The sequence below is a fragment of the Pseudomonas sp. MT92 genome (assembly GCF_058792515.1).
In genome coordinates, this window is the sequence record NZ_JBXAFA010000017.1 from 28,804 (window position 1) to 42,087 (window position 13,284).

Here is a 13,284-nt window from a genome sequence, read left to right on the forward strand (position 1 = left end):
CGGCGAGCGTTTGCGGCAGGCTTGCTCCGTTGTAACCGATAGCGATTGGGTGAGTGAGGTAAATATGTACCGCACGTCGTCCGCCTTCGCGCGGTTTCCTAAGGGCCTTATCAAACTTCGATGGCGCTCTTGACCCCATGACTACCCAAGTTACCCTCCTGGCGACCGATGCCTTAAAGCCGGACGCCCACTTTCAGCACCTGATTAACGTCATCCCGTCCTGGCTGCGCCAGGCAACGCCCCAACGGCGTGAAGCACTGAGCAATATCACCCCGGGATTGCCGACCAGTCTCAAGGACGCCCCGCCACATCGGCACGCAGAACTGGGCAAACTCATCGCCCGTCATGTGACCAGCCAGAATCGGGTCGATCAGATGATGGCCAATCTGCAAAGCCCCGCCGACTTCGCCCGACCACTGCTGGAAACGGCGCTCAAGAGCCAGTTCGGTCTGGAACCGAACGTCCGCAAAACCTTCCTGCGCCTTTACATCCCCACCCACCTACCCTGGCTACGATTGAAATCCGGGGCTGCACGCATCTGGACGGTGTCGCTGCTGGACGCGGCGCTGCACAACTTCGAAAGTGCCGAAACCGAAACTGACGCCTTCGAACCCACCTCGACTTACATCACGACGCCCTCGGCCGATGGGCGATTCGAGACCTTGCCGCAGATGGCGGAAAAAATGCCCATCACGGCGTTCACCCGCCTGTGCCGGAAGCTGGATATCGGCCAGCGCTATAAAGAGTATCTGGAGGACAACCTGGGCATCAGCAACCCGGTGGCGGCGGCACTGCTGCAACCGAAAATCCATGACAGCCAGAAAACCGCGCTGATCGCCGCACTGCATATGGCGCAGATGCAAAAACAGCTGGGCAGTGATGTCCACCAACTGATTCTTGGCCTGCTGGACGACCTGCCTTATCTGCGTTTGCGCGGCCAGCCATGGGGCTGTCATGAGTTGACCATCATGAACGCGCGCCTGACCGGTGTTCTGTTATTTGCCCCGGACCTTGAAAGCGCACGCGAAGTGGCCAGGGTCGTGGCCTATATCCCTGATGACCCCGAACATCCGATCAAGGAATACTCATCGTCCGCCGCCTTTGCCGAAGAACTGAGCAAACGCCTGCGCGCGCCCGCCTATCAACAATTCTTCAGCCGCTTCATCGACCACGAGGATCGCGGCCACTTCTTCGCCCAATTGAACAGCCAACTGGCCCCCATTACCTGGCAACCGGTTCAGCCGGGTGATCCGCGCCCGACCTGGCGCGAGAAACCCAACCAGCGGGTCGATTTGCGCATCGCCTCAACGCCGATCAAGGGCGACCTGTGGACTCACCAGTACCAGTCGAAGCTCAACAAGATTCTTAACGATGCCCGGGTCATCGCGGTATCCACGGCAACGGTCGACCAGAGAGCCCGCTGGGCACTATGGGACTCCTTCACCGAAATCGCTTCAGCACTGTTGAATGTCGCTGCCTTCATTGCCTTGCCGTTCGTGCCATTCCTTGGTGAGTTGATGCTCGCTTACATGGCCTACCAGTTGCTCGACGAAACCTTCGAAAGCGTCGTCGACTGGGCCGAGGGCCAAGGTCGCGAGGCTTTTGGGCATTTGATGGGCGTCGTTGAGTCCGCTGTCCAGCTGGGCACTTTTGCCGCCGGTGGCGTGATCGCGGCGGGAGAATTTCGCGCGGCTCTGCCCAAGGAAATCGTGCAGTTCTTCGACCGTTTCAACTCAGTGAAACGTCCAAACGGTGAAACCCGCTACTGGCAACCCGACCTCACCGCCTACGAGCATCCCGCGGTGCTTCCCGACGAATCAAAACCGGACACGCTCGGGCTGCACCGTCACCAGGACAAAACCCTGTTACCCCTGGAGAACAAACGCTACGCCGTCAGCGAAAATCCACTGACGGGTGAACATCGCATCGACCATCCGACCCGACCCGAGGCCTACAAACCCAGGCTCAAACACAACAGGGCCGGCACCTGGCAAACCGAGGTCGACCAACCTCTGAGCTGGGACCAGACCACCTTGCTTCGACGTATCGGGCCGGACATGCAGCGCTTTTCCGAGCGCGAACGCGAAGGCATGCTAACCATCAGCGGCACCCACGAAAACGTCCTGCGCAAGATGCACACCCATGCAGGACCGCTGCCGCCGGTTCTGGCCGACACGCTCAAGCGCTTCACGATCGACCAGGACATACAAACCTTCATCGAGCAAATCGGCAGCGATCGGCCGGAGCTGTACCTGAAGGCAGACCCCGTCACCCAGCTCGAATTGCTCAACGCCAACGGTTACTGGCCGAAAACCAAAGGGCTGCAACTGACGGATGGCGAGGCGCGCACACTTTGGCAAAGTCCCGCACCGGATGTGCCGCGTGTGCCAATCGATGCCACGCAACTCAAGGACGGCGATCTGCTCAAAACTTTCCTGCTAGCCCTGTCGGACGAAGAAGCGAGAACCTTGATGGGCGAAGAATTCGGCCTGCCCTCCCCTCGCCTCGAAAGTCGTACGCGCAGCCTGCGCCAGAAATTGACCCAACTCGCCCAACGCAAGCGACAGAGCCTGTTCGAACAGCGTTACCGCACACTCGAACAGGGCGCTCAGTCCACGACTCAAATCCTCATCGATGCCGAACCCGGATTACCGACCACCATCGCAGACGCGATTGCAGCAACGGCCAACGACCTGGAGCTGGCACAACTCAAGAGCGGCAAGATTTCCCCCAGGCTGGCGGAACTGAGCCAGGAGGCCAGGTTGCAGGTACGGGTGACTCGCGCCTACGAAGGCCTTGAGTTGCCGTCGACCGAGGACAACATCGACACCGATTGCCTGGCTCTGCATTCACTGGAAAACCTGCCTGGCTGGAGCGGACAACTGCGCCTGGAAATGCGCCACTACAGCCCCGACGGACGCCTGATCGACAGCCTCGGCAGCCCTGACGCCAGCCTGCGCAAAATACTGGTGCTCGGCGAGGATGGCGCCTATCAGCCGTTTGATCAGGATGGAGAAGAACTCAGCGGTTCGACCACGTTTTTTAACAGCCTGCTGCAGGCGTTGCCCGACAGCGAGCGCATGGCGCTGAACGTCCAGATTGGCGACGAGGCCCGGCTCAAACAGTTGATTCGCCAACACCCACTGAGCCGCGAGGCCTTGCGCACGCTGCTGGGCCGGCAGGTTAATCTCAAGCCTGCCTACGACCCGAAGGTCATGAGACTGTTGGGCGGCGGCGATGGTTATCGGCTCCTTCCCACCCGTACGCCCACCCTGCAAGCCCGCGTCCAGTCGTTGTTCCCGCAACTGTCGGCCGAGGAACTCGATGCGTTTGTCGAGCGCCTGCAACAACACCCGACAGGGCCACGGGCAGAACTGAATCGACTCATGGTTGAACATTCGGGGCTCTACGACACCCTGTCTCCCTGGTGCAACGACATCCCGCAGTACCTGCCTGATACCCAGACCAGGCTCACGCCTGAACAGCTGACCACCCAGATGCAGGCTCGACGGCAATTCATGATCGATCTGATGGAGTGCTGGCGGCGTCAATGGGTACCCACGCAGACTGGCTTCGCCACGACCGATTTCAACTTCTTCCAGCCGATAATTGGCGAGCTGCCAGCCCTGAGCGCCGACTTCAGCCGTGTCCAAACGCTGACAATGGATGGTTGTAGCGCCGCGCGGGGTACGCAGGCGTTTCTGCGCAGTTTTACCGGATTGCGCACCCTGAAACTGCGTTATTTCAACCTGGGTCACCTTCCGGATGTTGTCGCGCAGCTACAACTTGATGAACTGATTCTCAGCGATTGCGCGATCAGCCTCAGCCCCGAGGCCCACGCCACGCTCGCCGCACAGGATCAAATGACCATACTGGACATGTATAACAATCCGCTGGGCCTGGTACCGGACGTCGGCGGCATGCCCAAACTGAATTACATCGACCTCTCACACACCGGCATTTCCGAGCTGCCCAAGGACTTACTGACCCGCCCGCGCCTGAGCACCGCACTGCTCAACGACAACCGGATCGAAGAATTGCCAACAGCCCTTTTCTCACTGCCACCCGACAGTCAGGAAGGATTCGACCTGGGCAACAACCCACTGTCGTCCGCCACCCGCGAACGCCTCAAGCAACACTACCTGGCCACACGCCAGGACTTCGGTATCTATGCCGAGGCGTCGGACCTGCGACGTGCGCAAGCGCTTTATCCGATGATGGACCAGGAAGAAGCGAGCAAGTTCGTGAATTCGCTGCCTGGAACACTGGACGAGGGGCGAGCCGAACTGAGTCGCCTGGAAGCCGAACTTGCCACCCTGGAAACCGAGCTGGCTGCCTGGACCGCCGACATTCCCGCTCTCCATCCCGTCACCCAACAACCTTTCAACGCTCAGCAACTGCTGAACGAGCATTGGGCCCGAGACGAATTCAAACAGTTCGTGCTGCGATGCTGGCGTCGGGAGACCGTGGCCGAAGACATGAGCGATTTGCTGCAACCCAGCTACGACTTGAGCCTGGACACTCACATCACCGGTGACTTGCCGGCACTGAGTGCAGACTTCAGCCATGTCACGATGGTTTATCTCAATAGTGAAAGCGGCCTGCCCATGGACGTCAGCCGGTTCCTGGAAGGCTTCCCGAAACTCAAGACCCTCAGCATCCGCGACTTTCACCTGGGCGATATCCCGGAGGCGATTTTCCGCATGGGCGAACTGACGTCGTTGAACCTCCCGGACTGCCACATCACCCTGACGGCACAGAGCGTCCTGAACCTTTCCGAGATGACCCAACTGGACTTTCTGGATTTGAGTAACAACCCGTTGGAGCTCGCACCGGATGTCACTCAGCTGACCGAGCTGGCCACCCTGCAACTGGACAACTGCCAGCTCACCGAACTGCCTGCCGGCCTGCTGCAACTCAAGCGTCTGGACACAGCCGATCTGAGCGGTAACCAGATTACCCGGATACCCACCGATATTCTTGAGCTGCCAATGGAGGATGCCGAAACCATCAACCTGCGTGACAATCCGTTCAACGAAGCCAGCTTGAAAATCCTGATTGAGTATTTCAAGTTGACCAACGTCGACTTCGGGGTCGAGGAAGTGATCACGCGAGCTGAGCTGGAGGTGTCGTCTTCTGGAGAATCAGACCCGGACGAGTAACCCCGTCAGGCGCGGATCAACCGCGCTCCGACGGCACCGAGGACAACTCGAATGGGCTGCTGCTGCGCCGCTGGTTGCGATCTTCCCGCGGCGTGGCGCCGAAGAAGTTGCGGTACGCGCTGGAGAAATGCGGCCCCGAGGAAAAGCCGCAGGACAGACCGATCTGAATGATCGACTTGCTGGTTTGCATCAACATCTGCCGGGCCTTGTTCAGGCGCAATTCCAGGTAATACTGGCTCGGCACACGGTTGAGGTATTGCTTGAAAATCCGCTCCAACTGCCGACGGGACACGCACACGTGCTGGGCGATTTCGTCGGTGGTCAGCGGCTCTTCGATGTTGGCTTCCATCAGCAACACCGCCTGGGTGAGCTTTGGATGGCTGGAGCCGAGACGGTTCTGCAACGGAATGCGCTGGCGCTCCCCCCCCTCACGGATACGTTCGACCACCAGTTCTTCAGAGACCGCACCGGCCAGCTCGGCGCCGTGATCGCGGGCCAGCACCGCCAGCAGCAAGTCGAGTACCGACAGGCCACCGCACGCCGTCAGGCGATCACGATCCCAGTCGAACAGATGGCTGGTCGCGATGACTTTCGGGAAGCGTTCAGCGAAATCGTCCTGCCAGCGCCAGTGCACGGCCGCGCGATAGCCATCGAGCAAACCGAGTTGCGCCAACGGGTAGACACCGGCCGACAGACCGCCGATCACGCAACCGGCACGCACCAGTTGCTTCAGCGCACTGCTGAGCGCCGGGGCAAGGCTGGTGGGTGGCTCATCTGCCAGCAGGAACAGTTTCTGAAAGTTTTCGAGCTTGCCGGTCCACGCTTCGCCGGGCAATTGCCAGGCACCTTCGGCCGGTGGCTCGGCCTGCAGGAACGACAATTCGTAAACCACCTCCGGATGCACACGCTGGGCAACACGCAAGGCCTCCTCAGCCAGCGCAAGCGTCAGTGCTTTAGTGCTGGGCCAAACAAGGAAACCAATTCGATGGGCAGTCATGGCGGGCAATCCGAAACGAAAACAGTGTTAAAAGCCAAAAGCGGCTGCAACCAAATTAGACCATCTGGCGCGCTGCGCAGCATGACCTAATTTGGTGCGTAACGGGAGCGATTACTTCAGGCTACCCGACAGGAATTGCTGCAGACGTTCGGACTGCGGATTCACCAGCACTTCGCGCGGGTTGCCGCTTTCTTCGACGACACCTTTGTGCAGGAACACCAGCTGGTTCGACACTTCACGGGCAAAGCCCATTTCATGAGTCACCACCACCATGGTCCGGCCTTCCTGGGCCAGGGCCTGCATCACCTTCAGCACGTCGCCGACCAACTCCGGATCGAGGGCCGAGGTCGGTTCGTCGAACAGCATCACTTCCGGTTCCATCGCCAACGCACGGGCAATCGCCACGCGCTGCTGTTCGCCGCCGGACATATGACCCGGGTAAGCATCCTTACGGTGAGCCACACCCACTTTGTTCAAATAGTGCTCGGCTTTTTCCCGCGCTTCGGCCTTGGACACGCCCAGTACATGCACCGGCGCTTCCATGATGTTTTCCAGCGCAGTCATGTGCGACCACAGGTTGAAATGCTGGAACACCATCGACAGGCGCGAACGCATGCGTTGCAGCTGTTTCGGATCGGCAGCCTTGAGCGCGCCGTCCTTATTCGCCACCAGTTTCAGTTCTTCGTTGTTGAGCAAGATCTTGCCCGCGTGCGGCTGCTCCAGCAGGTTGATGCAACGCAGGAAAGTACTTTTGCCGGAGCCACTGGAGCCGATGATGCTGATCACATCACCCGCCGCCGCTTTCAGGGACACGCCCTTGAGCACTTCGTGACTGCCATAGCGTTTATGCAGGTCTTGGACTTCAAGTTTGTACATGCGGTCGGTTCTCACAAAAACAGTCAGTCAGTCGTTGAGCAAGCGCCCGTGACGCAGCGCTTCGCGCCCCGCCACCTTGGCCAGCCAGAAACCGGGTTGGGCGTAACGCAGCCGCTCAATGGCAAACAGCACCCCGGACGTACCAGCACACACCGTGCTGACCCGATCCGCCAGCGGATCGATCACTTCAAAAATCTCGTCTCCAGCGTCCACCCATTCACCGGGCTTGCGCAGGAAACTCACCACACCGGGGTGCGGCGCAAACAGCAATTCAGTGCCTTCGAAGGGCATGCCTTCGCACGCGTCCTGCGCAGGTTTCGGCCACTCACCGCCGATCAATCCCTGCTCGGCGAGGAACGCCAGAATGCCTTCGGCATGAGCCTCGGACTCGGCGCGACCGGTATCGGCCTGACCACCCAGTTCAACGGTAGTCGCCAGGCAGGCCAACGGAATCTGCGCATCCGGGAACAGGCGCGACAAGCGCAACCACGGCAGCGAACAGGCCTCGTCAAAGGAACTGCCGCCGGAATCTTCCGCCAGCAGACCGACTTTCACATTCAGGTGCGCGGCCAGTGAACGCCACTGCGGCCAATGCTGCGGCAAGGCATACATGTGCAGCGCTGCTTCGGCGTCGCAATGCAGATCCAGCACCACATCGGCAGTGCAGGCATGGCTGAGTAAAATGCGCTGCATGCCCTGCAACTGGCTGCTGGCCGGTGGCAATGCGGCCAGCGCATCGCTCATGGCCTGGCGAATCAAACGGATATTGGCGTGCGCGTCATCACCCAGGTGCCCGGCGACTTCGGCGGCCACCGGCGCGCTGAGCTCGACGAAATCGCGGTTGAAGTTCTTGCCGCTGCCCGCCTCGAAACGCCCTTGGTGATTGCCTTGCAGCAGTTGACCGAGGCCCAGTGGATTGGCCACCGGCACCAGTTCGATCACGCCGTTCAACAAGCCTTGGGCTTCCAGTTCGGCCAGGCGTTTTTTCAGTGCCCAGGCCGTGCGCATACCCGGCAATTCATCGGCGTGCAGGCTGGCCTGAATATAGGCCTTGCGCTCGCCGGTGCCGAAGCGGAACACCGAAATCCGGCGTTCGCTGCCCAGGTGGCTCCACGGCAATGAATGATCAATGCGTTCCATATCAGTGCTTCCGCGGGGCCAGATAGCCCAGCCAACGGCGCTCGGCCAGTTTGAACAGCTTCACCAGGATGAAGGTCAGGCACAGGTAGAACACGCCAGCGGTGATGTACGCCTCGAACGGCAAGTAGAACTGGGCGTTGACCGTGCGCGCCGCACCGGTGATGTCGATCAGGGTCACGATGGATGCCAGACTGGTGGTCTGCAGCATCATGATCACTTCGTTACTGTACTGCGGCAGGGCCCGGCGCAGGGCCGATGGCAACAGGATGCGCTTGTACATCTTGAAGCGCGACATGCCCATGGCCTTGGCCGCCTCGATCTCACCGTTCGGCGTGGCGCGCAGGCTGCCGGCGATGATTTCGGCGGTGTACGCACTGGTGTTGATGGCGAACGCCAGGCACGCACAGAAGGTCGCGCTCGACAGCCAAGGCCAGAGGAAGCTTTCCCGTACGGTTTCAAACTGCGCCAGACCGTAGTAGATCAGGAACAGCTGCACCAGCATCGGTGTGCCGCGGATCACGTAGGTGTAAAGCCAGGCCGTCATGTTGACGACAGCGTTTTTCGAGACGCGCATCAAGCCAAGCGGCAATGCACACAGCAGGCCGAAGAACAGTGACAGCGCGAGCAGTTTGAGGGTGGTCACCAGGCCGCCGAAGTACAGCGGCAAAGCCTCCCAAATGACGTTGTAGTCGAAGATCATAGATCAGCCGCCCTTACGCCTACCGAGTAGCGCTTCTCAAGGTGACGCAGTGCCAGCAACGAGACACTGGTGATCACCAGGTACATCGCCGCCACTGCGAGGAAGAAGGTGAAAGGCTCACGGGTGGCGTCTGCCGCCTGCTTGGCCTTGAACATCATGTCTTGCAGGCCCACCACCGAAATCAGTGCGGTCGCCTTGGTCAGTACCAGCCAGTTGTTGGTGAAACCCGGAATCGCCAGGCGAATCATCTGCGGCACCAGCACGCGGAAGAACACCTGGAAACTGCTCATGCCATACGCCATGCCGGCTTCGGCCTGACCTTTGGGAATCGCCATGAACGCGCCACGGAAGGTCTCCGACAGGTATGCACCGAAGATGAAGCCCAGGGTGCCGATACCGGCGGCCAGCGGGTTCAGGTCGATGTACTCGTCAAAGCCGAGCAGCGGTGCGACGCGGTTCAGCAGGTCCTGCCCCCCGTAGAAAATCAGCAGGATCAACACCAGATCAGGAATGCCGCGGATCACGGTGGAATACAGGTCGCCCAGCCAGGCCAGCCAGCGCACCGGCGAAAGGCGCAAAGCCACGCCGATCAGGCCCAGAACGATGGCCAGCGCCATGGACGACAAGGCGAGCTGAAGCGTCAGCCAAGCGCCATCGAGGATGACAGCCCCGTAGCCTTTCAACATGATTCAGGTCCTCGAAAGTTGGGATGAAAAAATGGCGCAAACCTCAGAGATCCTGTTGCTTGCGCCATTTCGGACTTTTCGTTGCGACGTACTTACTTGCCGTAAATGTCGAAATCGAAGTACTTGTCCTGGATTTGCTTGTACTTGCCGTTCTCACGAATGGCGGCGATGGCGGCGTTGAGCTTGTCCAGCTCAGCCTTGTCGCCCTTGCGAACCGCGATGCCTACGCCGTCGCCGAAGTATTTGACGTCAGTGAACGCAGGGCCGACGAACGCGAAACCTTTACCGGCGTCGGTCTTCAGGAAACCGTCATTCAACAGGGTAGCGTCTGCCACGGTGCCGTCGAGGCGGCCGGCGGCCACGTCGAGGTAAATTTCGTTCTGCGAACCGTAAGGCTTGATCTCGGCACCCAGCGGGGCCAGGACTTCGCGGGCGAAACGCTCGTGGATCGAACCACGTTGCACGCCGATGTTCTTGCCCTTGAGCTCGGTCAGGCCTTCGCTGACCTGAGTGCCTTCCTTCATGACCAGGCGGGCCGGGGTGTTGTAGTACTTGTTGGTGAAGTCCACGGACTTCTTGCGATCTTCAGTGATCGACATGGACGACAGAATCGCGTCGATCTTGCGCACTTTGAGTGCCGGGATCAGACCGTCGAACTCTTGCTCGACCCACACGCACTTGACCTTCATCTCTTCGCACAGGGCGTTGCCGATGTCGTAGTCGAAACCAACGATGCTGCCGTCCGGGGCCTTGGAAGCGAACGGAGGGTAAGCCGCTTCGATACCAATTTTCAGAGGCTTTTCATCGGCGAAGGTTGGCAGGGACAGCACGGACAGTGCCAGGGCGCCAAGCAGCACGAGTTTCTTCATCTTGGGACTCCATCGGTAAAGGGCTAAAACGGCAGAGTGAGCGACAGCCCAATATGCGAATGAGTGGAACCGGATAGTTTTGCTGCGTCCTACTGTGCACGTGCGAAATTTCAACACGAGCAACGACGAGCGAGTGATCGGCATTCTAACGACAGGCCCGAAGCCGATATTTCTTCAATGCGACAACTAGTTACAGAAGCACTGAGAAAGCCGGTTTGGCACGTTGACAGCCCTGCAAAATCATGCAAGAGCAAAAGACAGTGAACCGATATACATTGCAAATTGCGGGCCTATTATTAGCAAACCCTTCAAATCCGGCAAGCGCAGCGTGGGTTCTTATTTTTGAGGGGCGTTCTGAGTGCCATCATCCGGGGCTTGGCGTTTCCCTATGCCCCGTATCGGCGCGGGCGGTTACACATTTAGTAACTTGAAGGATCAGGGGTAACAGCGGGAAACAGCCTACAGGGGAAACCGATAATTATTGGCTGTTGCATAGACGGCGACCGACAGGCCGCCTTCGCGAGCAGGCCCGCTACCACAAGGATCAATGGAGTGACTGCGATTTACGCCACACGACCGATACCTGTGGGAGCGGGCTTGCCCGCGAAGGGACCCGCACAGCCACCACACAATCACCCGACATTAAAAAACCCCGCCAGGCTCAACACCTGGCGGGGCTTTGGATGACGCCGAACGCTACTTACGCAACATTCATGGTCTTGTGCGTATCAATCAAATGCTGCACCACGCTCGGATCGGCCAGTGTGGAGATATCCCCCAAGCCATCGTATTCGCCGGTCGCGATCTTGCGCAGAATCCGGCGCATGATCTTGCCCGAACGGGTTTTCGGCAGGCCTGGCGCCCACTGGATGACATCCGGCGAAGCGATCGGGCCGATCTCCTTGCGCACCCAGTTTTTCAGTTCCAGGCGCAGTTGCTCGTTCGGCTCTTCGCCGTTTTTCAGGGTGACGTAGACATAAATGCCCTGCCCCTTGATGTCATGCGGCACACCGACCACCGCCGCTTCGGCGACTTTCGGGTGAGCGACCATCGCGCTTTCGATCTCGGCGGTGCCCATGCGGTGGCCGGACACGTTGAGCACGTCGTCGACGCGACCGGTGATCCAGTAGTAACCGTCAGCGTCACGGCGGGCGCCGTCACCGGTGAAGTACATGCCACGGAAGGTCTTGAAGTAGGTGTCGACGAAACGGTCGTGGTCGCCGTACAGCGTGCGTGCCTGGCCTGGCCACGAATCGAGAATCACCAGGTTGCCCTCGGCCTCGCCTTCGATGATGTTGCCCAGGTTGTCCACCAGCGCTGGTACCACGCCGAAGAACGGACGTGCCGCCGAACCCGGCTTGAGGGCATGCGCGCCCGGCAGCGGGCTCATCATGTTGCCGCCGGTTTCGGTCTGCCACCAGGTGTCGACGATCGGGCAACGGGACTTGCCGACATTCTTGTAGTACCACTCCCAGGCTTCCGGGTTGATCGGCTCGCCCACCGAACCGAGCAGGCGCAGGCTGCTGCCGTCAGCACCTTCGACGGCTGCGGTGCCCGAAGCCATCATGGCGCGAATGGCGGTTGGGGCGGTGTAGAGGATGTTGACCTTGTGCTTGTCGACGATCTTCGCCACCCGGGTGATGTCCGGGTAGTTCGGCACGCCTTCGAACAGCAGCGTGGTCGCGCCGTTGGCCAGCGGGCCGTAGACAATATAGGAGTGACCAGTGACCCAACCGACATCGGCGGTGCACCAGTAGACCTCACCCGGGCGGTAGTCGAATACGCGCTCGTGGGTCATGGCCGCGTACAACAGGTAGCCGCCGGTGGTGTGCTGCACGCCCTTCGGCTTGCCGGTGGAGCCGGAGGTGTAGAGGATGAACAGCGCTTCTTCGGCGCCCATTTCTTTCGGCGCGCACACGGTGCCCGCCACTTTCATCAAATCTTCGTACCAGATGTCGCGATGCTGGTTCCACTTGATGTCACCGCCGGTGCGCTGGCACACGATGACTTTCTGGATGCTGCTGGTTTCCGGGTTGGTCAAGGCGTCGTCGACGTTGGCCTTGAGCGGGATCTTCTTGCCGGCACGAATGCCTTCGTCGGCAGTGATCACCACCTTCGACTTGCAGTCGATGATGCGGCCCGCCAGGGCTTCCGGCGAGAAACCACCGAACACCACCGAGTGAATCGCGCCGATCCGGGCACAGGCCAGCATGGCGACCACGGCTTCGGGGATCATCGGCATATAGATCGTCACCACGTCGCCGCGGTGCACATCCTGGCCGCGCAGGGCGTTGGCGAATTTGCAGACTTGCTCGTGCAGTTCGCGGTAGGTGATGTTGCGGCTTTCGGAAGGGTCATCGCCCTCCCAAATGATTGCGACTTGATCGCCGCGCTCGGCCAGATGACGGTCGAGGCAGTTGTAGGAGACGTTCAGGGTGCCGTCGGCGAACCACTTGATGTCGACATGGTGATCGTCGAAGGACGTCTGTTTGACCGTGGTGAAAGGCTTGATCCAGTCGAGACGCTTGGCTTGCTCGCGCCAGAAGCCGTCCGGGTTGACGACTGACTGCTGGTACATGGCCTTGTAGGTCGCCTCGTCGGTCAGCGTGTTGGCCAGAACCTCGGGACGAACGGGATACAGGGAAGCCGCACTCATCTTTCTTACCTCGGGGAATATAGTTGTTTTTGTATGACCCCGTTGTAGCCGGGCCGGCCCTATAGAACCATTCGACGATGGTAGTAACAAGCCCATACAAAATGCCCCGGTAAGCGCAAAACAAGGCTGGAACGAATGTTCCGGTATCACGCCGCCCCTTGTAGGAGCGAGCTTGCTGGCCATGCTCCTGAACAATAA

8 protein-coding genes are annotated in these 13,284 nt (G+C 59.8%); 1 reads left to right on the top strand and 7 read right to left on the bottom strand.

Going from position 1 to position 13,284, the window contains the following annotated elements; all coding sequences use genetic code 11:
* Window positions 1-137 precede the first annotated feature (137 nt).
* Window positions 138-5,162, top strand: coding sequence for a leucine-rich repeat domain-containing protein (locus tag AC1Q6D_RS27150; RefSeq protein ID WP_103405945.1), 5,025 nt, complete (start codon window positions 138-140; stop codon window positions 5,160-5,162).
* Window positions 5,163-5,178: 16 nt separating this feature from the next.
* On the opposite strand, the gene argR is transcribed toward AC1Q6D_RS27150, so the two are convergent.
* From argR to acs, 7 genes are all read right to left on the bottom strand, one after another.
* A complete protein-coding gene (gene argR / locus AC1Q6D_RS27155) occupies window positions 5,179-6,159 on the bottom strand; it encodes a transcriptional regulator ArgR (RefSeq protein ID WP_047532376.1) in 981 nt (326 codons plus the stop codon).
* A gap of 111 nt (window positions 6,160-6,270) precedes the next feature.
* Window positions 6,271-7,035 (bottom strand): ABC transporter ATP-binding protein, encoded by a 765-nt coding sequence (locus tag AC1Q6D_RS27160; RefSeq protein ID WP_007971015.1) that lies wholly within the window; start codon window positions 7,033-7,035, stop codon window positions 6,271-6,273.
* Window positions 7,036-7,062: 27 nt separating this feature from the next.
* Window positions 7,063-8,175, bottom strand: a complete 1,113-nt coding sequence (locus AC1Q6D_RS27165) for a M14 family metallopeptidase (RefSeq protein ID WP_103405944.1) — start codon at window positions 8,173-8,175, stop codon at window positions 7,063-7,065.
* 1 nt (window position 8,176) lies between these two features.
* Entirely contained in the window at window positions 8,177-8,875 is a 699-nt protein-coding gene (locus tag AC1Q6D_RS27170; protein ID WP_103405943.1) for an ABC transporter permease, read from the bottom strand.
* Window positions 8,872-9,561, bottom strand: coding sequence for an ABC transporter permease (locus tag AC1Q6D_RS27175; RefSeq protein ID WP_047532379.1), 690 nt, complete (start codon window positions 9,559-9,561; stop codon window positions 8,872-8,874). The genes AC1Q6D_RS27170 and AC1Q6D_RS27175 overlap by 4 nt, the downstream gene beginning before the upstream one ends.
* Before the next feature lie 92 nt (window positions 9,562-9,653).
* Window positions 9,654-10,430 (bottom strand): ABC transporter substrate-binding protein, encoded by a 777-nt coding sequence (locus AC1Q6D_RS27180; RefSeq protein WP_047532380.1) that lies wholly within the window; start codon window positions 10,428-10,430, stop codon window positions 9,654-9,656.
* A gap of 700 nt (window positions 10,431-11,130) precedes the next feature.
* Window positions 11,131-13,086: an acetate--CoA ligase gene (gene acs, locus AC1Q6D_RS27185; protein WP_103405942.1), complete on the bottom strand. Its 1,956-nt coding sequence runs from the start codon at window positions 13,084-13,086 to the stop codon at window positions 11,131-11,133.
* Window positions 13,087-13,284: the final 198 nt, after the last annotated feature.

Coding starts and splice junctions, on each gene's coding strand:
- AC1Q6D_RS27150 (WP_103405945.1), top strand. CDS start 138: ATGACTACCCAAGTTACCCTCCTGGCGACCGATGCCTTAAAGCCGGAC.
- argR (WP_047532376.1), bottom strand. CDS start 6,159: ATGACTGCCCATCGAATTGGTTTCCTTGTTTGGCCCAGCACTAAAGCA.
- AC1Q6D_RS27160 (WP_007971015.1), bottom strand. CDS start 7,035: ATGTACAAACTTGAAGTCCAAGACCTGCATAAACGCTATGGCAGTCAC.
- AC1Q6D_RS27165 (WP_103405944.1), bottom strand. CDS start 8,175: ATGGAACGCATTGATCATTCATTGCCGTGGAGCCACCTGGGCAGCGAA.
- AC1Q6D_RS27170 (WP_103405943.1), bottom strand. CDS start 8,875: ATGATCTTCGACTACAACGTCATTTGGGAGGCTTTGCCGCTGTACTTC.
- AC1Q6D_RS27175 (WP_047532379.1), bottom strand. CDS start 9,561: ATGTTGAAAGGCTACGGGGCTGTCATCCTCGATGGCGCTTGGCTGACG.
- AC1Q6D_RS27180 (WP_047532380.1), bottom strand. CDS start 10,430: ATGAAGAAACTCGTGCTGCTTGGCGCCCTGGCACTGTCCGTGCTGTCC.
- acs (WP_103405942.1), bottom strand. CDS start 13,086: ATGAGTGCGGCTTCCCTGTATCCCGTTCGTCCCGAGGTTCTGGCCAAC.